Source organism: Ventrimonas sp., from assembly GCF_048380235.1.
Taxonomy (GTDB): Bacteria; Bacillota; Clostridia; order Lachnospirales; family Lachnospiraceae; genus Brotaphodocola.
Genome location: NZ_DBFCCJ010000014.1, coordinates 1 through 23,161, shown reverse-complemented (window position 1 = coordinate 23,161; position 23,161 = coordinate 1). Strand labels below are relative to the sequence as shown.

Sequence of the window (23,161 nt, the reverse complement as noted above, 5' to 3'; positions counted from 1 at the left end):
GTATAGGTTATGCAGATTATCAAGGGAAAAATTCCCTGTCCCAAGAAGGTCCTGATTTATGGACCGGAAGGAATTGGAAAGTCAACATTCGCAGCACATTTCCCGGATCCGGTCTTTATTGATACTGAGGGAAGCACCAAAGACATGGATGTGGCGCGTTTTGAGAAAGCTACCAGCTGGAGTATGCTGATGGACCAGATCCGGTATGTCAGAGCTAATCCGTCTGTTTGCAAGACACTGGTGATTGATACGGTGGACTGGGCGGAGCAGATGTGTGTTGCGGACCTGTGTGCCAGACATGGCAAAAAGGGTGTAGAGGATTTTGGCTATGGAAATGGTTATGTGTATGCCAAGGAAGAATTTGGCCGCTTCCTGAATGCGCTGGAGGAAGTTATTGAAGCCGGTGTCAATGTGGTGCTTACAGCCCATGCCCAGATGCGCAAATTTGAACAGCCGGATGAAATGGGATCATATGACCGGTGGGAGCTGAAGCTGGGAAAGAAAACATCTTCTCAGACTGCGCCGCTGGCAAAGGAATGGGCGGATATGGTGCTGTTTGCCAATTACAAGACCTGGTCTGTTGCGGTGGATGATAAGGGCAAGAAACGGAAAGGGCAGGGCGGTGCCCGTGTCATGTACACGACCCACCATCCGTGCTGGGACGCCAAGAACCGTTATGGCCTTCCGGATGAAGCGCCGTTTGAGTATGAGGTGATTCGCCCCATTATCGAGGGCGCGGACGCAGTAAAGCCGGTAACGGAGTCAGAACCGGTTGCGCCTCCGGTAATGCCACCACAGCGGCAGACGCCGCCGTCGGTAACGCAGCCGGTTGATTCGGAACCGCAGGGCGAACCGGTTCAGCAGACTATGGATCTGACACCGCCACCTGCAGATCCGGTTATGGGGGATACAAGTTCCTTCCCGCCGGATCCGCGTATTCCGAAGGCGTTGAGAGATCTGATGATCAACAACAATGTCTGTGAGTGGGATATTCAGGCAGTAGTGGAAGCCCGCGGATATTTCCCGGGAGATATGCCGGTTTATGATTATCCGGAAGATTTTATCCAGGGTGTTCTGGTTGGAGCATGGCCGCAGGTGTTTGCCATGATCAGAGATATGAAAAAGAATAACGCAATTCCGTTTAACTAAAGGAGGTTTTTGACATGAGTGAAAATACAGCAATGGAACGTGAATTAGGATGGGATGACACCATTCAGAAAGAGGCCCCGGAGTTCGAACCGCTTCCGGAAGGTGATTATGATTTTGTAGTCGAGAGTTTCGACCGTGGCCGTCACAATGGCAGCGAAAAATTACCGCCGTGCAACAAGGCAATCCTGAAGCTGCGTGTAAAGAGCGCGGACGGCAAGGAAGTAACCGTAACCCACAACCTTTTCCTGCATACGATCACCGAGGGCATGCTTTCAGCATTCTTCGAGAGCATTGGCCAGAAAAAGAAAGGGGAACCGCTGCGCATGAACTGGCAGACGGTACCGGGAGCTAAGGGGCGCTTAAAGCTGGGTATCCACAAGTATGTCAACAAAGATGGCCAGGAGCGCAGCAGCAACGATGTAAAGCGCTTCTATCCGTATGAAGCACCGAAGTATCAGGCAGGGAGTTTTTAAACGATGAAGAAAAAGATGGAATTGCGTTCGTATCAGCAGGAAGCAAAGGATAGTGTTTTTGATCAGTGGGGGAAAGTGAAGAAAACCCTCGTAGTGCTGCCGACCGGCTGCGGTAAGACCATCGTTTTTGCAAAAGTAGCAGAGGAGTGTGTGCGGCAGGGAAAGCGTGTACTGATCCTGGCGCACCGCGGGGAACTTCTGGAGCAGGCATCTGACAAGATTGCCAAGACAACGGGATTGCACTGCGCGATGGAAAAAGCAGAAGCAACCTGTCTTGGCAGCTGGTATCGGATCACGGTAGGATCCGTGCAGTCCATGCAGAGACCGAAGCGCCTGGCACAGTTTGATCAGGATTATTTCGGGACCATCATTATTGACGAGGCCCATCACTGCATTACGGATGGGTATCAGAAGGTGCTGCAGCATTTCCCGGAAGCGCATGTACTGGGAGTGACTGCGACACCGGACCGTGGTGATATGCGCAACCTCGGAGAATTTTTTGAAAGCCTGGCGTATGAGTACACCCTCCCGAAAGCAATCCGGGAGGGGTACTTATCTCCAATCAAAGCGCTGACGATTCCGCTGCAGCTAGATCTTTCCGGTGTCACACTGCAGTCTGGTGATTTTAAGGTAGGAGAGATTGCAACGGTACTGGATCCATACCTGTATCAGATCGCGGACGAAATGGAAAAGTATTGCCGGGACCGCAAGACAGTGGTTTTCCTTCCACTTGTCAAGACCAGCCAGAAGTTCCGAGATATCCTGAATGAAAAGGGCTTTAAGGCGGCAGAGGTAAATGGGGAAAGCAAGGACCGTGCAGAGATCCTGGAAGCCTTTGACCGTGGGGATTATAACGTTCTTTGCAATTCCATGTTACTCACGGAAGGCTGGGACTGTCCATCAGTGAACTGTGTGGTGGTTCTCCGGCCAACGAAGGTGCGCAGCCTTTACAGCCAGATGGTGGGTCGCGGTACCCGACTGTATCCGGGAAAGACAGATCTGTTGCTGCTGGACTTTTTATGGCACACAGAGCGCCATGAGCTCTGCCATCCGGCGAATCTGATCTGTGAGTCAGAAGAGGTGGCCAGGAAGATGACGGAGAACCTGGAAGAGGGCGCAGGCTGCCCGATGGACATTGAAGAAGCAGAAAAGAAAGCATCTGAGGATGTGGTGGCGCAGCGTGAGGAAGCACTGGCGCAGCGTCTGGCTGAAATGAAGCGGCGTAAGAAAAAGCTGGTGGATCCTCTGCAGTTTGAAATGAGCATTCAGGCGGAAGATTTGTCCGGATATGTGCCTGCGTTTGGTTGGGAGATGTCACCGCCGACGGACAAGCAGAAGGCGGCACTGGAGAAGCTTGGAATCCTTCCGGATGAGATTGACAACCAGGGAAAGGCAGCGAAGCTCCTGGATCGCCTGGACAAGCGCAGGGAAGAGGGTCTTACCACGCCAAAACAGATACGTTTTCTGGAAGGAAAAGGCTTTCAGCATGTGGGAACCTGGCAGTTTGAGAATGCAAAGAATTTGATTGACCGGATCGCAGCCAATGGCTGGCAGGTTCCGGACAACATTAACCGACAGGAGTATCGGGGCTAAGGAGCATAATATATGGACAGTCAGTTTGATTTACAGGAAGTAATTGAATATATTGATCCCGCGGAACTGAATTACCAGGACTGGGTTAATGTTGGCATGGCTCTGCAGCATGAAGGTTACAGTGTGAGTGTATGGGAGCAGTGGAGCGCCAGAGATACCGGCCGGTACCATGCCGGGGAATGTGAGCGCAAATGGCGGACGTTCCATGGTACTACCACTCCGGTGACCGGTGGCACCATTGTTCAGATGGCCAGGAATGCCGGATGGATTCCGGATCGTGGCCATGAGTTGGGATGGGACGATACTATCCAGAAAGATGACCTGGTGATCGTAGACAAGCATTACGTCGAAGAACTGGAGATTCATGAACCGAAGGCGTGGAACCCGGCCAGGGAACTGAGCCGGTATCTGGAGGTCTTGTTCGATTCTTCGGAAAATGTTGGCTATGTTACGGAGAGCTGGGAAAAAGACGGCAAGTTTATGCCATCAAAAGGCAGTTGGGACCGCACAGCCGGTCAGCTGATCGAAGCGCTGTCGAAATGTACAGATGGTGATATTGGCAGCGTGGTTGGTGATTACAATCCGGCAGCCGGTGCGTGGATCCGGTTTAACCCGTTGGACGGTACCGGCTGTAAAAATGAAAACGTAACAGATTTCCGGTATGCCCTGGTGGAATCCGATGTGATGGAGGTGGGAAAGCAGTATGCCATCATCCAGGAACTGGAGCTTCCGGTGGCGTGCCTGGTGTATTCCGGAAAGAAAAGCCTGCACGCCATTGTGCGAGTTGATGCTGCAGATTACAGCGAGTACCGAAAACGTGTAGATTATCTTTACAATGTGTGTCAGAAAAATGGCCTGAAAACAGATAACCAGAACCGGAATCCTTCCAGACTGTCCAGGATGCCGGGCGTGATCCGGGGAGACAAAAAGCAGTTTTTGGTAGATACCAATATCGGAAAAGAAAACTGGCAGGAATGGTTTGAGTGGATTGAGGGCATTAACGATGATCTTCCGGAACCGGAGAGCATGGCGGAAGCCTGGGACAATCTCCCGGAGCTTTCTCCGCCACTGATCGATGGCGTACTGCGCCAGGGGCATAAGATGCTCATTGCAGGCCCATCCAAGGCGGGAAAATCATTCAGCCTTATTGAACTCTCCATTGCCATTGCTGAGGGCCGTAAATGGCTGTCCTGGCAGTGCGCAAGGGGCCGTGTAATGTATGTGAACCTGGAACTGGACCGAGCAAGTTGCCTGCACCGTTTCAAGGACGTATACGAGGCCCTTCATTGGAAACCGGAGCATCTGGGCAACATAGATATCTGGAACCTGCGAGGCAAATCGGTGCCAATGGATAAGCTGGCGCCGAAACTGATCCGCAGGGCAGCCAAAAAGGATTACATAGCCATCATCATTGACCCGATCTATAAAGTCATCACCGGTGATGAAAACAGCGCGGATCAGATGGCCAATTTCTGCAACCAGTTCGATAAAGTCTGTACAGAGCTTGGGTGTGCGGTGATCTATTGCCACCACCATTCCAAGGGCAGCCAGGGCGGAAAAAAGTCTATGGACCGTGCATCAGGATCCGGAGTATTTGCCCGTGATCCGGATGCGCTCCTGGATCTGATTGAGCTGGAAATGAACGATGACCTACTGAAACAGGAAGAAAATAAAGCGGTCTGTGATGCCTGCAGACAGTACCTGGATGCTCATTTTGAGTGGAAGGATGAGTTATCTTTGGATGATCTCTGCAGTAGTTATCAGATGCTGAACTACTGCGAAAATAAGCTAGATCGATGGCAGTATGCAGTTCTGGAACAGCAGGTAAATGCAGCCAGAGCACGGGTAAGGCAGCGGACAGCCTGGCGTATTGAGGGGACCCTGAGAGAGTTCCCAAAGTTTGACCCGGTAAACCTGTGGTTTGATTATCCTGTGCATTACACAGACGCCTCAGGAGCCCTTGGAGACATTCAGCCGGAGTCTGATAAGCCTGTATGGCAAAAAGCGTCAGAACGGCGAAAAGAACAGGCAAAAAAGACCAAAGAAAAGAAGCTGAGCGCCTTCGAAATCGAGTTCGCGAACATTGAAATGGAAGGTCGTGAGGTGCCGGCACAGGAATTATCTGAGAAGCTGGAAACAACCTCTAAAACACTTCTTTCGTGGTTGGGAGACAGCAACAAACGGAAGAAAGATCTGGCAGAGCGTTATGAAAAATATCAGGGTTCAGACGGAAAAATGTACATCAAAAGGAAAAATTTATAGGGTGCGCCGAACCAGAAATTTATGGTCTGACGCACGGTGCGCAACATCATGGTCTGGTGCAGTGCTGCGCAGTGCGCCAAAAGGGTGCGCCGAACCTATATACTACGTATATAGATGTGGCGCACCCCCTCTATGCGGGGGTAGGTAAGTCGTGCGATAGCTCACGCACGACGACTCACCCACCCGCAGACACAGAGGGCACCATACCTGGAACACCCGGAAAGGAAAAAATGGATTTTTTTATGGTCATGAAAAATGTTCCAACGGTCACCCATCAGGAAAAGCAGGTGCATGTTGTGAATGGCAAACCGGTCTTTTATGAACCAGCTGAACTGAAGGCTGCCAGACAGAAGCTGATGGATCATCTGGCAGGACATAAACCGGAGCAGCCATATCAGCATGGAATCAGATTGATGGTCAAGTGGTGCTTTCCCCGCGGGAAGCACGCCAACGGAGAATACCGAATCACAAAGCCTGATACCGACAATCTGCAGAAACTTTTAAAGGACTGCATGACAGCGTGTGAATTCTGGAAAGATGATGCGCAGGTTGCTTCGGAGATCGTGGAGAAGTTCTGGGCGGATGTGCCTGGGATTTATGTGAGGATCGAGGAATTATGACAAACGAACAGGTCAGAGATGGCTTTAACGAAGTATATAACAATTTCTGGAACCGCTACAAGAGCCGGCAGCCCAAGGAGAACACTTCGGAATGGGAGCGGATGCACACGATTGCATCAGTGCTCCGGAAGAAATATCCGCTGCTGGAAGAGACAGTAAACCGGATGCTGACAGAGCTTGTGGAGCGGGCCAGAGGACGAGGCAATAAAGCCGGTGATTATCATCGGTCGCCAGAAGGGAGAACAAGTGATGGAAAAGCAAATATGCACCCGGGATATGAAGCTGAGTGAGCATAACATATCCCGTGCCAAATATAACGAACTTAAGTATTTTTGCATGCAGTACCATGAGAAGAAGCAGAAGCTTGAAAATGCTTACGGACTGAAAGCAACCGTTAACGACGGTATGCCCAAAGGAAATACATCTGGGGATTCTACGGCGCAGGACGCAGTAAGAAATGCCATGTTGCAGGATGATCTCAGATTGGTTGAGGAAACAGCCAGGAAAGCAGCTCCAGAGATTCACAAGTGGATTTTAAAGAACGTAACCGAAGGAACGCCGTATGAGTGGATGGATGTTCCGGTAGGACGGAGGCAGTTTTACGAGTATCGGAGATATTTTTTCTATCTGATGGCACAAAAAAGATAGTTTATAAAAATTTTATAATTTTCTTTTCGATCGCTAAATAGTAATTTTGAAAAGTTTACATAAAACTGAAAAAATTGGCGAACATAGGCTTCGGTTAGAAAGTCAATTATCGGTGCTTTGTTAAATTGCTATTTAGCGTAGAAACATAGGATTTCTGCGGATTTGTGGGGGTTTACAAATGAATTTATTTATGCTATTTTGCAGAAAAGGGCAAGAGAAAAGCCACCTATTCAGTGGTGGGTGGCTTATTGATGAAAAAGTTTTTGAGTTAAATAAGTGACATAGTCAGAGGTTTCAAGGACCAATCGCTTTAATTGGCTGACGGTAACAATAACGGAATTTTTGGTTTTGTTGTTTTCGATATCACAAATCGTAAACGTTCCATCTGGATTTTCATTAAGTTCGAATCCAGACAGAGTTAGTAGATATTCAGCAGTGTTTGTTGCCATACTTCCAGTTTCACCGTATATCAAATACGAAACAGACACATCGAGTACATCAGCAATACGCTTTAGAGTATCGTGATTAGGTTCTCGATTATTGTTTTCATAGTTTGAATAAGTCGAATATGGAATTCCCAATGCTTCGGCAACAGCTCGTTGAGATATTTTTTTATCCATTCTGATACGCTTGATGCGTGTTCCAATTTTTATGATTTCGTTTAGACTCATAATATTCACCTCTGAATATATTTTAGCATAAAATATTCAAATTTGCAAACATACACTTGACATATTCAATATTGAATATTATAATTCACATATATTCGATAGCGAATAGAATGGAGGCGAGACAATGAAACGAGTAGGAATTATCATGGATGATGAACTTCACAAGCAGTTAAAGCATCTGGCGGTAAATGAAGGAAGAACAGTGACAGAGATCATTACCGAGCTTGTGAAAACAGAAATTGAAACAAAAAAAGAGCAGTCACGTTAAAAACTTTGGCGAGTTCCGTGATTGCTCAAAACCGAAACCTGTAAACCCAGGAATCACTTTGTATTGTAAGTGATTCCGCCAGAAATTGCAAGGAGGAAATTGCAATGCAGAATTTAATGATTTTTGAAGGACACGATGTAGAAGTATTTGAATTTGAGGGACAGGTATTATTTAACCCGAAGCATGTAGCTGAAATTCTTGGCATTAAGAATGTGAATGATAATATTTCAAGGATGAATGAAAAGCAGGTTGTTAAGCTGACAAATTCTAAAGTCGGTAAAACCGATTTTAGAAAATTACATAACACAGGCGAGAACTTCCTCACCGAAAGCGGCGTGTATAAGCTGGTATTTAAAAGCCATAAGCCAAATGCAGAAGCTTTCACAGACTGGATCGCAGATGAAGTTCTTCCAACTCTCCGTAAGACCGGTTCCTACGAGATGCCAAAGCAGGACAAGTCTAAGAAAGAGAAACTTCCTTCCGTGAACATGATGGTGAAGAACATCAAGGAGGCTCTGCACGATGCCGGGGTGGATTCCAAGTACATAGCTGCCGAGGTGGTGCGGATTTATTCTGATTCTGGCTATCCGGTCAATGCTCCGGTGATTTCCGATGTGCCGAATCTGTGGGATTGCACATCCATTGCCAAAGAACTTGGAATTTTATCTGAGTCTGGCCGCCCACATGATAAAGCGGTGAGTGCCATTATCCAAAAGCTGGACATTTTCTCAGATGAAATCGTCCGGACAGCTTACAGCCGGAATGGACATGATGGTGTTACGGTTCAGTACAAAGGCAGTGTTCTGGAGAAGGTCAAAGAGTGGTTGAATGAGAATGGTTATCCGACTGTAATTGAATTGGTTCTCTCTAATGGCAACAGCAATAAATGCAAGGTTGTTTATGGGGAGGTGGCGTAATGTCATATCATGAATTTTGTAAACAGATTGCTCCGTCTGTTTTGGAATTGCAGGATGAGTGCAGAAAAATGAGTGAAGAGGAGTTTAACGAATTCCGTGAGGGTGTGATACACGAAGTTAGGAAGCGGAAACTTAGCACGCAGTTTATGGCAGCAGTGCTTGATCTGATATATGGCGAGTTATTTACAAAGAAAGCTGATACAGTTCAGGGGGTGGCGTAAATGAATATTCAGGAAGAATTGCGTATCAATGGTCATCAGCCTACGGTTGGTTATGCCGGGACAGATATGGCAGCCTTTTTCCAAGGTCTTATGGATAGATATAAATGCAAGTGCTCACCGTTCATGCTTTCGGTGGCATATACATACGGTGTGATTCAAGGAAAACGAGAAGAACGCGCCAGAAAGAAAAATAAAAAAGTGGGTAACTACGGAGGGGTACTTCCGTGATATTATGGTAGCATGCATGAAGCCAAAGGCGTACAGCTTGCGGCTTCCTCCATGTGAATATGCTTCCCGCTAGGTGTTACAGCCTGGCTGGGGATTTGGTTCGCAGCTACCGATTGCAAACAGCTGCAGCACGGCCCATACACCCGGCTGTGCTTAATGGGACGTAGCTCAGCAGGTTAGAGCATCTGGCTTATATCCAGCGTGTCGAGGGTTCGAGTCCTTCCGTTCCGATTTGGCGGTTGCCTATGCTGGGTGACGTGCCTGAGTCCGTGATATCAGATAGCGGATATATGACATACTGGTAATAGTCGGTACATCTGATAATACCCTTTCTGGAGCGCCTGTCGGAAGATGGGTGCTTTTCTTTTGTCAAAAATTGAGGTATGATAAAAGAAAAAATGTATGGGGGATTACAAATGGCAAATATTATTGCAATTGTCTGGGATTTTGATAAAACTCTGGTTGATGGATATATGCAAGATCCTATTTTTGAGCATTATAATGTTAACGCGCATGATTTCTGGAAGGAAGTAAATGCACTACCCAAAAAGTATATGGATGAGCAAGGAGTATTGGTAAATCCGGATACAATTTATTTGAACCAATTTATCAAATATGCGAAATCCGGAAAATTTAAGGGTCTTACAAACGAAAAGTTAAAAGAGTTTGGTTCGAAACTGAAATTTTACAATGGGATTCCCGAAATTTTTCAGAAAACAAAGGATTTGATAGAAAATAATCCAATATATAAAGAATACGATATTAAAGTTGAACATTACATAGTAAGCACGGGAATGTCTCAAATTATAAGAGGATCTTCGGTGATGCCATATGTGGAAAACATATGGGGGTGTGAATTGATTGAAGGTCAAGATGATCAAGGTGACCCGTGTATTTCTGAAATAGGGTTTACGATTGACAATACCACTAAAACGAGAGCATTGTTTGAAATTAATAAAGGCGTAAATAGTAAAGACGGACGCGAAGGTGTTAAGGTGAATACAAAAATTCCTGAGGAATTGCGAAGAGTTCATTTTATAAACATGATTTATGTTGCTGATGGTCCAAGTGATATCCCAGCCTTTTCTGTTGTTAATAAAAATGCTGGAGCTACGTTTGCTATTTATCCAAAGGGTGATATGAAAGCAATGAAGCAGGTTGAACAGATGCGAGTAGAAGGGCGAATTAACATGTATGCTGAAGCAGATTACACAGAAGATACGACAGCATATATGTGGATATGCGCTAAAATAACAGAGTTTGCAGAAAGAATACGAAATGAAGAAAAACAAAAGATTGCAAAATATGCTGCATTTGACGGACCAAAGCATATAATTTGATAATACAGAAGGGCCACCCCGTGTGGCTCTTTTCTTATGCCAAAAAACAAACACGAATGAGAGGTGGTGGTGCATGGCCAGAGCGCCAGATGCCAGAATGGAACAGGCCAGAGAGCTGTTCCTGGAAGGCAAGAAACTTATTGAGATTTCTGAGCTTCTGAAAATTCCGGAAGGGACAATCCGAAGCTGGAAAAATAGATATGACTGGGACAATGCAACGTTGCAAAAGAAACGCAACGTTGCGAAACGGAAAGGCGGTCAGCCAGGAAACAAGAACGCTGCCGGGAACAGAGGCGGTGCGGCTCCAGAGAAGAATAAGAATGCAGTCACCACGGGAGAGTTCGAAACTCTCCTTTTTGATTGCCTGGATCCAGAGGAGCAGCGCCTGGCGCAGGCCGTGCCGGAGGACAAGCAGAAACTTCTCATGCAGGAGATTCAGCTTCTGACGGTCCGAGAGCGCCGAATGCTAAAGCGGATTGACCTGCTGCGGATGTCCCTGGATGATTCTGGGGTATCATCGGGAGACGAGACTGGCCTGACGGTGGTGAGTCACAAGAGCGGACTGGAAAAGGATAAGGAGACCGATCTTCTGGAGTATCGCGGTAAGCTGGGTCAGATCCAGAATATCGAGGATGCCTTGACCCGTGTCCAGGCCAGGAAGCAGGCTGCCATTGATGCGCTGCATCGTTACGGTGTGGATGATGCGCGCCTGGAAATCGAGATGATGAAGCTTGATTTGGCAGCGTTGAAGCTTGGTGGTCAGGAACAGCAGATTGAGGATGATGGATTCCTGGATGCGTTGAATACAGAATCACGGAATCTGTGGGGTGATGCGGATGACGATTAAAGAGCGCATTGCCGGCATGAAAGAAAAGCTGCAGGCTATGAAACAGCAGCGGGAAATCCTGACAAAGGTCCAGGTATTTCAGTTCCAGCCGTTTTCTCAGAGACAGAAGCAGATTTTTACCTGGTGGATGCCGGACAGCCCTGTAAAGGACTATGACGGTATTATCGCGGATGGAGCGATCCGATCAGGAAAGACGGTTTGCATGTCACTGTCTTTTGTGTTCTGGGCGATGGAAAATTTCAGCGGTCAGAATTTTGCCATGTGCGGTAAGACCATCGGCTCCTTCCGGCGAAATGTTCTGTTCTGGCTGAAGCTGATGCTTAAGAGCCGCGGGTACAAGGTTGCAGATCACCGGGCGGACAATTTGGTAGAAATCAGCCGTAAAGGTGTTACCAATTACTTTTACATCTTCGGCGGCAAGGATGAGCGTAGCCAGGATCTGATTCAGGGTATTACACTGGCGGGTGTCTTCTGTGATGAGGTCGCGCTGATGCCAGAGAGCTTCGTCAATCAGGCAACCGGTCGTTGTTCGGTGACTGGTTCCAAATACTGGTTTAACTGTAACCCGGATGGACCGTATCACTGGTTCAAGGTAAACTGGATTGACAAAGCCATCGGGTATCTGGGCAAGAAAAAGGCTGCGAAGTTGCAGGAAGAAGCCCAGGCGAAATGCACGGAGTTGAATCTGAAGAAGCTTCTGTACGTGCATTTCACGATGGACGACAACCTGAGCCTGTCAGAAGTCATCAAGGCCAGATACCGCAGCATGTACAACGGCGTATTCTTCAAACGCTATATCGAAGGGCTCTGGGCGATGGCTGAGGGCATCATCTACGACATGTTCAGCCAGGACAAAAACGTAGTTGATGCAGAAGCAATCGTGGCTGAATACCGTCAGAGAACAGGGCGTGAGTTCTGGATCGGTGATAAGTATGTCAGCTGCGACTATGGTACCCAGAACCCGACGGCATTCCTGTTTTGGAGCAAAGGCGCGGACGGCAAATGGTACTGCCGCAGAGAATATTATTATTCTGGTCGGGATAAGGGCCGGCAGAAAACCGATAAAGAATTTTCCGAAGATCTGACGGCATGGCTTGCCGGAGAAGAAATCCGGGCAGTGATCCTGGATCCGGCGGCAGCATCTTTCAAGGTCCAGCTGGAGAAGGATGGATACAAAGTAAAAAAAGCGAAAAATGATGTTTTAGATGGAATCCGATTTGTGGCAACGCTGCTGCTTTCGGGTTCTATTTTTATTGATCAGTCTTGTGAGAATCTGATCAAAGAGTTTGCTTCTTACATCTGGGACGCAAAGGCAGGAGAGCGCGGCGAAGACAAGCCAGTGAAAGAACACGATCACGCACAGGATGCCCTCCGCTATTTTTGCTACACGATTATCCGCAGAGCTGGCGGCATGAAGATCTTAAAGTGAGGTGAAATAGATGGACATTGAAGTGATAAAAAAACTGATCCGGAAGTATCAGGTGGGGCATACGGACTTTGTAAGGCAGATTGCAAAGGCAAGGGCCTATTACCGGAACGAAACGGATATTATGTTCCCACCGTTAAAAGAGGAACGGGAGAAAAAAGAAAAGCCGCTTCGAAATGCGGACAACCGGATCCCGTTCAACTTTCACGGTTTGCTTGTCAACCAGAAAGCTTCCTATATGTTTACGGCGCCACCGCTTTTTGATCTTGGAGAGAAGAAAGCCAACAAGGATCTGGTGAAGTTTCTGGGAGATAAGTATCCAAAGGTCTGTAAAGACCTGTGTATTGAGGCTTCAAACTGCACGGTAGGGTGGTTGCATGTCTGGTGCGACAAGAAAAGCACATGGAAATATGCAATAGTTCCGGCGGAGCAGGTAATTCCGGTATGGTCTGATAGTTTGGAGAAGGAGCTTCTTGGAGTGTTCCGGAGCTACCAGAATATCGATGATGAGACTGGCGATGCATATATCATCTACGAGTACTGGAATGAAACCGAGTGCGCGGCGTACCGCTTAAAGGCTGGAGATGAGCTGGACCAGCTGCTGCCGTATCAGATGTTTCTGGTGGATCCGATGCTTTGCGAATATGCTGATACCTACCGGCACGGTGTTGGCGAGGTGCCATTTTTCCCGTTCTTTAACAATAACATCGACACGGACGATCTGAAGAATATCAAGCCGCTGATCGATGTTTACTGTAAGGTCTTCAGTGGATTTGTGAACGACCTGGAAGATATCCAGGAAGTGATTTTTGTGCTGACCAATTATGGCGGTGCAGATCTGGGGCAGTTTCTTCGGGACCTGAAAGACTACAAAGCAATCCAGATTGAGAGCGAAGGTGATGGTGATCATTCCGGTGTTTCTACGCTGACAATCGAGCTTCCGGTAGAAGCCCGGGAGAAGCTTCTGGAGATTACCAGGAAGTGCATTTTCGAGCAGGGCATGGGTGTTGATCCGGATCCGCAAAATTTCGGTAACAGTTCCGGAGTTGCACTGAAGTTTTTATATGCTCTTCTGGAACAGAAAGCGGGACTGCAGGAGACGGAGTTCCGGCTTGGCTTTGGTCAGTTCATTCGGTGCGTTTGCCGTTTGAACGGTATTTCAATCAAAGATGATACCATTGTTCAGACCTGGACTAGAACCAGCGTGCAGAATGACCAGGAACTATCCCAGATTGCAACTCAGAGCAAGGGTATTGTTTCGGATGAGACGATTGTGGCGCATCATCCTTGGGTTGATGATCCGGAAAAGGAAATGGAACTGCTGCAGGAGCAGGAAGATGCAGGGACGGCGGAAATTTCAGAGATGTTTCCGAAAAATAAACCAGGCGAAGGTAAAGATGGCCAGGGTGGTGATGAGTGATGTCCTACTGGGAAAAACGCCAGGAAGAAACTTATAAAGCTGGAGAAATGACGATTAACCAGTACTTTAAGGGACTGGAGAAATCATTTAACCAGGCAAAGCAGGAGCTGCAGAAGACAGTAGAGAGCTTTTGCTGGCGTTATGCCGAGGAGAACGGTCTGACTTATGCAGCAGCCCAGAAGCGCCTCGATAAGATGGAGCTTAAGGGCCTGCGGGATTTCATGGACAAAGCAATGAAGAACATCGGCAAATACAACCAGGATGTCAACAACATGTCCATCAAGGCTCGTATGACCCGTTACCAGGCGCTGGAGGCGCAGGTGGACGCAATTCTGCGGGAACTGTATGCGGTTGACTACCAGGCCGATGCCGAAGAAATGATGAGCGGGCTGTACCAGGAGACCTATCACCGCACCTGGTACGATGCGGACCGATACCGTGGTTTCCATGCGCAGTTCGCGCAGATTGAGCCCAGGACGATGGAGATAGTATTGAAGTACCCATTCAATGGCGCGAACTTCTCTGACCGGCTCTGGAAGCAAAAGGAGCATCTGCAGAGCCAGCTGATGGAATCCATTACAACCATGATGGTGCAGGGCACGTCACCGCAGAATCTGGCAAAGGATTTTGCCAAGAAGATGCAGGCAAAGAAGTTCGATGCTTACCGGCTCCTGCATACGGAAGGCTCGTATGTGATGAGTGAAGCCACACATGCCGGATACAAAGAGGATGGCGTGGAGCAGTACCAGATCCTGGCCACTCTGGACAGTAAGACTTGTGGAATCTGCGGAAGGCTGGACAGAAAGATCTATCCGGTGGCTGAGGCGGTGACAGGAAAGAATATGCCGCCTTTTCATCCGTTCTGTAGATGCACGGACGTGCCATATTATCCAGATACACCTACAGACGGCAAGCGGGCCGCGAGAGATGCAGACGGTAACGGCATCGAGGTACCGGAGAATATGACCTATGCTGAGTGGAAGATAAAGTATTTGCATATTGAAAAGGAAAACGTCTCTGATATAATAAATTTAACAGATAAAGAGCAGCAGGCATTGAATCAGTATGTAAGTTTTGACTTCTATCCGATTAATGCTAAAATCAGAGAAGGGTTGCGGCTTACGGAACGGGAACTACAGATGGTCAGCAATCTCGATGCAGCACTTGAAAAAATACCGCGGTACAAGGGAAGTCTTTCCAGGTCATTATATTTTGGATATCCAGATTTAGTAAAGAAATTTCTTGGTGGTATTAAAATTGGCGGCGAAATAGGCTTTCAGGAGTTCCTTAGTACAACCTGTGGAGCTGAATTGTATAATCCGGACGGTGAAATACAAATTTTTATTCAGAATGCAACTAAAGGTCATGATATTACTAGTATTAACAAGAGGGAATTAGAGGTGCTTTATGAGCGGCAACAGGAATTCAAGGTAATGTATATGACCAAAAAGGATGGAAAATATTGGATTTTGTTGGAGGAATTGTAAATGAACGGTAAAGCAAAGCCATTTTCATCAAAGCGTTGGACGGATATTCCTAAATTTGTAGTTGTTGGACATTCAGAATTTACAGAAGAAGAGAAAAAAGAAAATGAACGAAAAATGGAAGAAATCATGCGATCTTACGGAGCGTTGGCGCCAAATGAACATGTTAGAAACGGAAAAGTAGTGAAAGAGTAGATACCATCGGTCATCTGGCTGGTGGTATTTTTATACTCTTTTTGTTGCGACGTCGCAACAGCAGGGAGGTGAGCACAAGAATGTATTAACCTGGTTCCGGCAGCATTATTGCCGGCACAGCTACCGCAAGCATTGGAGCCGGGCATCTGGCCAGTTCGGCGGATATGTAAAGCGCTGTTCGAAGTGCGGAAAGGAAAGTTGAGGCATGATTGATATCTACGCAGATGGCGGCTGTTTCTTAGGTGTCTGCATTCCTTATGACGTTATGCTTGATATCATGAAGGGCGATTTCGTTAAGGATTCAGATTTCATTGAATTTATGTTTCTGGACGGAGACAAGGGCGCGGTAAGGAAACGCAGCATTACGGGATTCTGTGAATCCTCAAATACGGAAGAAGTTTAAGGCACGCAGCAATGCGTGTTATTTTTATGCCCTGTCATAAGGCACAAAACTGGGCACTACTCTGCCGGGAGTATAACCGGCCAATCCCAACACCCGGAGAGCGGGAATAAAAATCTATGGAGGATAAGCACGATGGAATGGTTAAAAGCAATTTTGGAAAAGGCAGTGATCACAGATGGAAAACTGGATGTTGAGGCAACCATGAAGACCATCAATGCGGAGTTCCCGAAGCATGCAGTACCAAAGCAGGACTACAATGACAAGGTGAAAGAGCTGAGCACGGCCAACGATACCATCAAGGACCTGAAAAAGAACAATGCAGATAACGAAGATCTGCAGCAGAAGGTCAAAGACTATGAAATTGAGGTGGCAAACCTCAAAACAGCTGCGGCAAATACCAAAAAGGAATATGCCCTGAAAGATAAGCTGAAGGAGGCCGGCGCGACGGATGCGGATTACATCATCTATAAGCATGGCGGCCTGGACAAGTTTGTTTTTGACAAGGACGGGGCTCCGATCGGGCTGGAGGATGTGCTGAAGCCTATGAGAGAGGCATCTCCGCATCTGTTTAAGGCAGCCGGAGGTGCAGGTGGATACAAACCGGCAGGAGGCGGAAATCCTCCGGCAAGTAATCCGTTTGCGAAGGAAACCTTTAACCTGACCGAGCAGGGACGCCTGTTCAAACAGAATCCGGAGCAGGCCAGACAGATGGCAGCTGCAGCAGGAGTAAAACTTTAAGAAAGAGAGGAATTTTAAATGGCAGGAACAACTTTACAGGACGTTATTGTCCCGGAACTTTTTAACCCGTATGTCATCAATCAGACGATGGCACTTTCTGCATTGGTGCAGAGCGGAATCATTTCCAATGACAGCACTTTCGATGCACTGGCTTCCCAGGCGGCACCGACCGTCAACATGCCGTTCTTCGAAGACCTGACTGGTGAGTCTGAGCAGGTTATTGAAGGTGCGGATCTGGAGGACAACAAGATTGCTTCCAACAAGGACGTAGCTGCAATCCTTCGCCGTGCTAAGATGTGGTCCGCAACGGATCTGTCTGCGGCACTTGCGGGCGCCGATCCGATGATGGCCATCGGCACTCTGGTGGCAAGATTCTGGGAGCGTGATATGCAGAAGGAACTGATCTCTATTCTGAATGGCGTATTCGGTACCATTCCGGCAGGTGGATCCGGAACGCCGGCAGCAGAGACCAGACTTGCATCTAATATCCTGGATATTACCGGCCTGAGCGGTACAAAGGCAAACTGGTCCGGCTCTGCGTTTATTGATGCGGAGCAGAAGCTGGGGGATGCGAAAGCGCAGCTGACTGGCATCTGTATGCATTCTGCGACGGAAGCCTATCTGAAGAAGCAGAATCTGATTGATACCGTACAGCCGTCCAATGATGTTGCATTCGGTACTTACCAGGGTAAGCGTGTGATCGTAGATGATGGCTGCCCGGTATCTGATGGTACCTACACCACCTATCTCTTCGGCAATGGAGCCGTGGCTCTTGGTAATGGTAATCCGGTTGGTTTTGTACCGACTGAGACTGACCGTGCAAAGCGCAAAGGCTCCGGCATTGATTATCTGATCAACCGTAAGACCATGATCCTGCATCCGAGAGGAATCGCATGGCAGAATGCGGAGGTGGCAAAGACAGAGGGACCGTCTAGAACCGAGGTGGCAAACCCGAAGAACTGGAAGCCGGTTTACGAGCCGAAGCAGATCCGTATTGTGGCATTTAAGCATAAGCTGGGTTAGGCGGTGATGATATGACAAAAACGGAGATGCTGGCGGCTGTAAAGGCCAATCTGAATATCGATGATGACATGAGAGATCTTGGCATCTCCGATGTCATCCTTCATGTTTGCGATTATTGTAATTTGAGCCAGGATGATATTCCGGATCTGCTGGAGCCGTTTGTCCGGAAGAAGTTTAAGGGAATCATTGACTATGAGGCTGCTAAGGGAACTGGGTACCAGCAGGATATATCCAGCATCAAAGAAGGAGACGGAACCATCACATACGCCACAGACAGCGGTAATAGCCGTGAGGGTATCTATGGACTGTCTGATTCAGATAAAACGGCCCTGCGCCGGTTCAGGAGGTTGAGAGGTTATGCTTAATCCATACGCAGTTATGTACGATTCCACGATGGACGTTTATCGATATCAGGATGCAAAGGATGATGACGGCTATGATTCATCTGGAGAGTGCTGCATTGCATCTGGTGTGAAGTGCCGATACAGCATTTCCGGACAGAGTCTTGTCGGAAGTCCGGCGCCATCCCTGCAAGCGAGCAATCAGCTTTTCTGCGGACTGGAAACAGATATCCGGGAAGGAGATAAGGTTGTGGTTACGCTGAGAAACGGACAGCAGACCAAGCTCCGGGTCGGAGAAGTGCACCCTTACAGCTTCCAGTACCAGTGTCGGGTGGAAAGGGATGAGAAAGCATGAGCAGTTCCAATTACCGACGGAATAAAGCTTTTATCGATCAGTTCCGGAAAGAACTCAAGGCTGAGATGGATGATCTTTCAGAAGTGGATGTAAAGGTACTTAACCAGGCTGTAAATGAAGGTATCCGGTGGTTAAAGGAGCGGACACCGACTGGCATCCATCCGAACCCAGTTACATTCAAAGTGAAAAGCGGCCCAAAAGCTGGCAAGGTTGTCAGCTTTAAAACGAAGGATACCATTGTGGGCGGCCTGCTCAAAAAATCATGGAGATCTGCTCCTGCTTCAAAAAGCGCATCCGGCGCAAAGAAGGTATTGGTCAACACGGCGGAGTATGCTTCTTACTGGAATTATGGGCATCGCATTGTACTGCGCAAAGGCGGACCGACGAAAGGCTTTGTGAAAGGTACGTATTTGTTGGAAAAGGGTGTCTCTTATATCGACAGGCGTCTTGTTGCGTTGTTTGAAGCGGAGGTGCAGAGAATCCGAAAGGAGCATGAGCATGGGGATTGATATTTTATACAAAGCGATTGCAGCAGAATGCCGGTCTGTTGTTCCGGAACTTAAAAAGATTTGCAGGGATAATATTCCCCAGAATGCGGAGACGCCGTTTATCCTGGTTCTTATCACTGATACGGATACAAGGCGGTGCCTGGCGAACCGGCAGCGCGTTAAGCAGAGCTTTGATGTGCAGTATTTTCCGGGCGGGGAAATCCAGAATCGTAGAAAAGAATGTGAAAAAGTGAAACAGGAGATGCTTCGGGGTTTTGATGTGATCAGCGCCGATGGCATCTCCTTTTATGTAAAAGAGAAAAACGCAAATGTAACTGATGATGTTCTCCATTTGTTGTTCAGTGTTTCCTATGTTGAATACAGGGAGTCTGCTCAGCCCAAAATGGAAGAACTTGATAGAAAAATAGAAACGGAGGAATAAGCTATGGCGGGTACATGGGATAAGCAGGACAAGGTGATTCCCGGAGCATATATCAATTTATTGACCAATACACCGCTGAGCATTTCAGTTGGTGAGCGTGGAACAGTACTCATTGCGCAGGAACTGTCGGTAGGTACGGACAATGACATTTATGAAATTGCAGCATCAGAAGGTGCTTATCCAGAAAATGCATCGACAGCAGATAAAAAACTGGCAAAACTTGCACTTATGGGAGCAAAAACTGTGCTGTTGTACAAGCTTCCGACCGCACATACGGATGAGCATGTGGAGACAATGCTGGAAGCATTAAAAACGGTGGATTTTGATGTACTGGTATATCCGTATGCCAAGTCAGGGACTGCAGCATCAGCGGCGCAGCAGAAAATTGCAGCCTGGATCAAAGCTATGCAGGATGACGAAGGTAAGAATGTAACAGCAGTGTTGCCAAATTATCCTGCAGATACGGAGTATATCATTAACAATCCGCAGGGCACCGTCCTTTCAGATGGATCTTCCCTGACAGCGTACGAAACTGCTGCATGGATCGGCGGCATCACTGCCGGCGCAAGCATCACGAAATCGAATACAGCACAGAAGTTTGAGGGAGCAATTGATGTCGTTCCGAGAATGGCCCGCTCCGAACAGGAAACCGCAATTAAAGCCGGCAAATTCATTCTGGATGTAGATCGAAGTCAGAATGTTACTGTAGTAGCGGATATCAATTCCCTGACTTCTATCGGTCAGTCCAAGAGTGACATCATGAAACAGAACCGGTCAGTACGGACGGCATGCGGCATCCGCAGTGATATTCAGTCCGTGTGGGATGCCAATATCAAAGGTAAGTATGACAACAATGTGGACGGCCGTTCAATCTTTAAAGGAATGTTGGTGGAATATTTTACCGATTTGGAGCGCCGCGGAGCTATTCAGGATTTTAATTCTGATAATGTAACGGTCGAAGTCGGCACGGCAATCAATGCAGTTCTGGTTAATTGTGGCGTGCAGTTGGTTGGTAGCATGGAACTGGCCTATATTAATGTAAATCTGAGCTAAGGAGGACGATGAGATGGCAAATTATACGAAACTTGACGATACGCTTAGCGGATCGGAGGGAAAGGGCTTCATTACTCGCAGCGGCCAGAACCGTGAAATGTTTGAGATTTCAAAGATTGATGCACACGTAACGTTGTCCGTAACAGAGAAAAAGCTGCTTGGACACCGCATGAAACAGCATAAAGTTGTTGGTGCGACCGGCGAGGGGTCTGGAACCTTTTATTTCATGAATTCGGATGCACTGAAGGAATTCATCAACTATAAGAAAAATGGCATCTACCCGGCATGCACCCTGCAGTTCACAAATGAGGATCCGCAGTCTACCGTTGGCAGACAGACGGTAACACTGTTCCATGTGATTTTGAAGACGATTCCGGTTGCATACCTGGAGGATGACAGTGAGGATCCAATCACCTTTGATTCGGATTTTACCTTTGATGACTGCGATTGCCTGGAGGCATTTCAGCTTCCGGAGAATATGAGATAGGAGACCGGCTATGAGTGAAGTGAGAGATTTATACGGATTTTTACATCCGGAAGTTACTCCGGAGAAAGATGTTTTTGTTTCTGACAGATTCAAAGGAAAGGACGGCAAGCCAATGCCGTTCGTGATCCGTCCGCTGGAGCAGGAAGTCTGCGACAAGGTTCAGAGAACCTGTGTTAAGACCGATAAGAAGGGCAACAGTGAGTTTGACCGTTTCAAATATGTGGATGAGATCACAGCGGCTGCTGTAGTGTTCCCGGATCTGAAGAACGCTGACCTGCAGAAAGCTTACGGGGTTTTGGGAGAGGTGAAGCTTCTGAAAAAGATGCTTTACACCAATGAGTATAATGCCCTGGTCGAAGCTGTTCAGGATCTGTCAGGTATGGATGATGACTTTGATGATCTGAAAAATGACGCAAAAAACGAATAAAGCAAAGTGATCCGGAATTTATCCTGGCGCACTTTGCGCTACAGAAATTGCACATTCTCCCAAGCGAGTTGGCTGAACTGACTCCCAGGGAGAAGGCTTTTATTGCAGCCAGCTGTGAATTGCGCGTAGAAGCGGAAAAACGCGCTGCGAAGGGGGCGAAGTAGATGGCAAGATTAAGAGCAACGATTGAGCTGGCCACGAGCGGCTTCATATCCGGAATCAATAAAGTGCTGAGTGCTTCTGACCGCGCGGCAAAATCTGTGGAAGATGTCAGTACCGCAGCCGATAAGGTTAAAACCAGTCTGGATAAAGCCGGAAAAAGCGGCAAGAAGGCAAAGGAAGGCTTTGAAAGTGCCGGCGAAGGCGCGGAAAAGGCTAGAAGAAAAGTTAAAGGCCTAGGTGATGAAGTCGATAAGACAAAGACCAAAGCCGAGAAAGTAGCCGGTGCTCTTGGAAAGCTTTTTGCGGCCAAAACAGCACTGGATGCGGGAGGCAAGCTTTTGAGTGCATCCGATAGATATATGAATGCAAATACCCGTCTTGGCCTGATCAACAAGGACAATGCCGGTAATGTAATCAATCCCAATCTGCAGAACGATGTATATGCCTCTGCGCAGCGATCCAGAGCATCGTACGAAAGTACGGCGAATGGTGTTGCAAGCCTTGGCTTGAATGCGGCAAATGCCTTCAAGGATCAGAACGAACTGATTGGATTTGTCGAGTCCATCAATAAGCAGTTTGCAATCGGAGGTACTGAGGCAAGTGCGGCAGCCGGTGCTATGACTCAGCTGACGCAGGCCATGGGATCCGGAGCTCTTCGTGGAGATGAGCTGAATTCGGTTCTGGAAGCTGCGCCGAGTATTGCCCGTAACATCGAGAAATACATGGGATGGGCAGAAGGCTCCATTAAGTCATATGCGGAAAAAGGTGCTTTATCGGCGGAGATTGTAAAGAACGCGCAGCTGGCCGCGATGGATGACATCGACCGGCAGTTTAATTCCATGCCATTAACCTGGTCACAGTTATGGACTCAGTCCATGAATGCGATTCAGAAGGCATCAGCCCCATTCCTGCTGGCATTAAACTGGATAGCCAATAACATGGATATCATTGGACCGATCCTGCTTGGAATAGCAGCGGGACTGGGAGTATATGCGGCGTTTACTTACGGAGCTGCTGCGGCGCAATGGGTACTGAATGCAGCAACAGGGGTGTGGAATGCTTTGTGTATGATGAATCCGGCGGGGCTGATGGCAATCGGTGTTATCGTATTGGTTGCGGCGCTTTATGCAGGAGTGGCAGCATTTAATAAAATTACAGGATCTTCAGTTAGTGCAACGGGAATTATAGTCGGTGGTTTATATGTAGTTGGGGCATTAATTGTGAATTTAGGGCAAAGTGCGGCCAATATATTTATCGGCATATGGAGTGCTGGCTGTGCTGTAGCGAGCAATATTCAGACAGCCTTCGGTAATTCTATAAAAAATGTTCAATCATTTTTTTATAACTATAAATGAGCAAATTTGAAAAATTGCACAAAACTACGCCACGACCTTTACAAAGGAGTCAAAATCATTGCATTCCCTTGCACATTGATAGAGGGTCAGATATTTTTCCATCTGGATTATGTCACTGATCTTGT

The 23,161-nt window shown here is 47.6% G+C and carries 29 protein-coding genes and 1 tRNA gene; 29 read left to right on the top strand and 1 reads right to left on the bottom strand.

All coding sequences use genetic code 11. The features are described from left to right. The first annotated feature begins 9 nt into the window (after nucleotides 1-9). From ACMP1L_RS01995 to ACMP1L_RS01965, 7 genes are all read left to right on the top strand, one after another. Nucleotides 10-1,149 carry an AAA family ATPase gene (locus ACMP1L_RS01995; RefSeq protein ID WP_418451861.1) on the top strand — a complete coding sequence of 380 codons (1,140 nt, stop codon included), beginning with the start codon at nucleotides 10-12 and terminating at the stop codon, nucleotides 1,147-1,149. 14 nt (nucleotides 1,150-1,163) lie between these two features. Further along, nucleotides 1,164-1,622 (top strand): DUF669 domain-containing protein, encoded by a 459-nt coding sequence (locus ACMP1L_RS01990; protein ID WP_418451860.1) that lies wholly within the window; start codon nucleotides 1,164-1,166, stop codon nucleotides 1,620-1,622. A gap of 3 nt (nucleotides 1,623-1,625) precedes the next feature. Beyond that, nucleotides 1,626-3,215 carry a DEAD/DEAH box helicase gene (locus ACMP1L_RS01985; protein WP_475544506.1) on the top strand — a complete coding sequence of 530 codons (1,590 nt, stop codon included), beginning with the start codon at nucleotides 1,626-1,628 and terminating at the stop codon, nucleotides 3,213-3,215. 12 nt (nucleotides 3,216-3,227) lie between these two features. Next, nucleotides 3,228-5,477 carry an AAA family ATPase gene (locus tag ACMP1L_RS01980; RefSeq protein WP_418451859.1) on the top strand — a complete coding sequence of 750 codons (2,250 nt, stop codon included), beginning with the start codon at nucleotides 3,228-3,230 and terminating at the stop codon, nucleotides 5,475-5,477. A 230-nt stretch (nucleotides 5,478-5,707) separates the two neighbouring features. Further along, nucleotides 5,708-6,097 (top strand): RusA family crossover junction endodeoxyribonuclease, encoded by a 390-nt coding sequence (locus tag ACMP1L_RS01975; RefSeq protein ID WP_418451858.1) that lies wholly within the window; start codon nucleotides 5,708-5,710, stop codon nucleotides 6,095-6,097. After that, nucleotides 6,094-6,387 (top strand): hypothetical protein, encoded by a 294-nt coding sequence (locus ACMP1L_RS01970; RefSeq protein ID WP_418451857.1) that lies wholly within the window; start codon nucleotides 6,094-6,096, stop codon nucleotides 6,385-6,387. Before ACMP1L_RS01975 ends, ACMP1L_RS01970 begins: the two co-directional genes overlap by 4 nt. Further along, on the top strand, nucleotides 6,347-6,745 hold the full coding sequence (locus ACMP1L_RS01965) for a hypothetical protein (protein WP_418451856.1): 399 nt from the start codon (nucleotides 6,347-6,349) through the stop codon (nucleotides 6,743-6,745). The genes ACMP1L_RS01970 and ACMP1L_RS01965 overlap by 41 nt, the downstream gene beginning before the upstream one ends. A gap of 245 nt (nucleotides 6,746-6,990) precedes the next feature. Here ACMP1L_RS01965 and ACMP1L_RS01960 read toward each other — a convergent pair whose 3' ends face one another. Next, on the bottom strand, nucleotides 6,991-7,416 hold the full coding sequence (locus ACMP1L_RS01960) for a helix-turn-helix domain-containing protein (protein WP_118299951.1): 426 nt from the start codon (nucleotides 7,414-7,416) through the stop codon (nucleotides 6,991-6,993). Between the two features lie 124 nt (nucleotides 7,417-7,540). Here ACMP1L_RS01960 and ACMP1L_RS01955 point away from each other — a divergent pair, with 124 nt between their 5' ends. The 22 genes from ACMP1L_RS01955 (at nucleotide 7,541) to ACMP1L_RS01850 (ending at nucleotide 23,036) form a co-directional block, all read left to right on the top strand. Continuing rightward, nucleotides 7,541-7,684 carry a hypothetical protein gene (locus ACMP1L_RS01955; protein WP_418451855.1) on the top strand — a complete coding sequence of 48 codons (144 nt, stop codon included), beginning with the start codon at nucleotides 7,541-7,543 and terminating at the stop codon, nucleotides 7,682-7,684. 104 nt (nucleotides 7,685-7,788) lie between these two features. Continuing rightward, on the top strand, nucleotides 7,789-8,601 hold the full coding sequence (locus ACMP1L_RS01950) for a BRO-N domain-containing protein (protein ID WP_418451854.1): 813 nt from the start codon (nucleotides 7,789-7,791) through the stop codon (nucleotides 8,599-8,601). After that, nucleotides 8,601-8,822 (top strand): hypothetical protein, encoded by a 222-nt coding sequence (locus ACMP1L_RS01945; protein ID WP_418451853.1) that lies wholly within the window; start codon nucleotides 8,601-8,603, stop codon nucleotides 8,820-8,822. The genes ACMP1L_RS01950 and ACMP1L_RS01945 overlap by 1 nt, the downstream gene beginning before the upstream one ends. Further along, nucleotides 8,823-9,050 carry a hypothetical protein gene (locus ACMP1L_RS01940; RefSeq protein ID WP_418451852.1) on the top strand — a complete coding sequence of 76 codons (228 nt, stop codon included), beginning with the start codon at nucleotides 8,823-8,825 and terminating at the stop codon, nucleotides 9,048-9,050. Between the two features lie 157 nt (nucleotides 9,051-9,207). Then, a tRNA-Ile gene (locus ACMP1L_RS01935) sits at nucleotides 9,208-9,281 on the top strand. Between the two features lie 185 nt (nucleotides 9,282-9,466). After that, nucleotides 9,467-10,390 (top strand): HAD family hydrolase, encoded by a 924-nt coding sequence (locus tag ACMP1L_RS01930; RefSeq protein ID WP_118725905.1) that lies wholly within the window; start codon nucleotides 9,467-9,469, stop codon nucleotides 10,388-10,390. A gap of 73 nt (nucleotides 10,391-10,463) precedes the next feature. Beyond that, nucleotides 10,464-11,237, top strand: a complete 774-nt coding sequence (terS, locus tag ACMP1L_RS01925) for a phage terminase small subunit (protein WP_418451851.1) — start codon at nucleotides 10,464-10,466, stop codon at nucleotides 11,235-11,237. Next, entirely contained in the window at nucleotides 11,227-12,666 is a 1,440-nt protein-coding gene (locus tag ACMP1L_RS01920) for a PBSX family phage terminase large subunit (protein WP_475544505.1), read from the top strand. The genes terS and ACMP1L_RS01920 overlap by 11 nt, the downstream gene beginning before the upstream one ends. Before the next feature lie 10 nt (nucleotides 12,667-12,676). Further along, nucleotides 12,677-14,083: a phage portal protein gene (locus ACMP1L_RS01915; RefSeq protein ID WP_418451850.1), complete on the top strand. Its 1,407-nt coding sequence runs from the start codon at nucleotides 12,677-12,679 to the stop codon at nucleotides 14,081-14,083. Further along, nucleotides 14,083-15,570, top strand: coding sequence for a minor capsid protein (locus tag ACMP1L_RS01910; protein ID WP_418451849.1), 1,488 nt, complete (start codon nucleotides 14,083-14,085; stop codon nucleotides 15,568-15,570). Before ACMP1L_RS01915 ends, ACMP1L_RS01910 begins: the two co-directional genes overlap by 1 nt. Next, a complete protein-coding gene (locus ACMP1L_RS01905) occupies nucleotides 15,571-15,762 on the top strand; it encodes a hypothetical protein (protein ID WP_177303490.1) in 192 nt (63 codons plus the stop codon). It abuts the gene before it with no gap. Between the two features lie 205 nt (nucleotides 15,763-15,967). Next, nucleotides 15,968-16,165, top strand: coding sequence for a hypothetical protein (locus tag ACMP1L_RS01900; protein WP_177303489.1), 198 nt, complete (start codon nucleotides 15,968-15,970; stop codon nucleotides 16,163-16,165). Between the two features lie 132 nt (nucleotides 16,166-16,297). Then, complete coding sequence (locus ACMP1L_RS01895) at nucleotides 16,298-16,903, top strand: phage scaffolding protein (protein WP_177303488.1); 606 nt, start codon at nucleotides 16,298-16,300, stop codon at nucleotides 16,901-16,903. Nucleotides 16,904-16,921: 18 nt separating this feature from the next. Continuing rightward, nucleotides 16,922-17,926 (top strand): major capsid protein, encoded by a 1,005-nt coding sequence (locus tag ACMP1L_RS01890; RefSeq protein WP_177303487.1) that lies wholly within the window; start codon nucleotides 16,922-16,924, stop codon nucleotides 17,924-17,926. 11 nt (nucleotides 17,927-17,937) lie between these two features. Continuing rightward, nucleotides 17,938-18,291: a head-tail connector protein gene (locus ACMP1L_RS01885; protein WP_177303486.1), complete on the top strand. Its 354-nt coding sequence runs from the start codon at nucleotides 17,938-17,940 to the stop codon at nucleotides 18,289-18,291. Then, the gene (locus tag ACMP1L_RS01880) at nucleotides 18,284-18,622 is read left to right on the top strand and encodes a hypothetical protein (protein WP_418451848.1); all 339 of its coding nucleotides are present in this window, start codon (nucleotides 18,284-18,286) and stop codon (nucleotides 18,620-18,622) included. The genes ACMP1L_RS01885 and ACMP1L_RS01880 overlap by 8 nt, the downstream gene beginning before the upstream one ends. Beyond that, nucleotides 18,619-19,131, top strand: a complete 513-nt coding sequence (locus ACMP1L_RS01875; RefSeq protein ID WP_418451847.1) for an HK97 gp10 family phage protein — start codon at nucleotides 18,619-18,621, stop codon at nucleotides 19,129-19,131. Before ACMP1L_RS01880 ends, ACMP1L_RS01875 begins: the two co-directional genes overlap by 4 nt. After that, nucleotides 19,121-19,552, top strand: coding sequence for a phage tail terminator family protein (locus ACMP1L_RS01870; protein WP_418451846.1), 432 nt, complete (start codon nucleotides 19,121-19,123; stop codon nucleotides 19,550-19,552). Before ACMP1L_RS01875 ends, ACMP1L_RS01870 begins: the two co-directional genes overlap by 11 nt. Before the next feature lie 3 nt (nucleotides 19,553-19,555). Further along, entirely contained in the window at nucleotides 19,556-20,605 is a 1,050-nt protein-coding gene (locus ACMP1L_RS01865; RefSeq protein ID WP_418451845.1) for a phage tail sheath subtilisin-like domain-containing protein, read from the top strand. A 13-nt stretch (nucleotides 20,606-20,618) separates the two neighbouring features. Further along, entirely contained in the window at nucleotides 20,619-21,092 is a 474-nt protein-coding gene (locus ACMP1L_RS01860; protein ID WP_418451844.1) for a phage tail tube protein, read from the top strand. A 10-nt stretch (nucleotides 21,093-21,102) separates the two neighbouring features. Next, nucleotides 21,103-21,519, top strand: coding sequence for a phage tail assembly chaperone (locus tag ACMP1L_RS01855; RefSeq protein ID WP_418451843.1), 417 nt, complete (start codon nucleotides 21,103-21,105; stop codon nucleotides 21,517-21,519). A gap of 164 nt (nucleotides 21,520-21,683) precedes the next feature. After that, nucleotides 21,684-23,036, top strand: coding sequence for a tape measure protein (locus ACMP1L_RS01850; RefSeq protein ID WP_418451842.1), 1,353 nt, complete (start codon nucleotides 21,684-21,686; stop codon nucleotides 23,034-23,036). Nucleotides 23,037-23,161 lie beyond the last annotated feature (125 nt).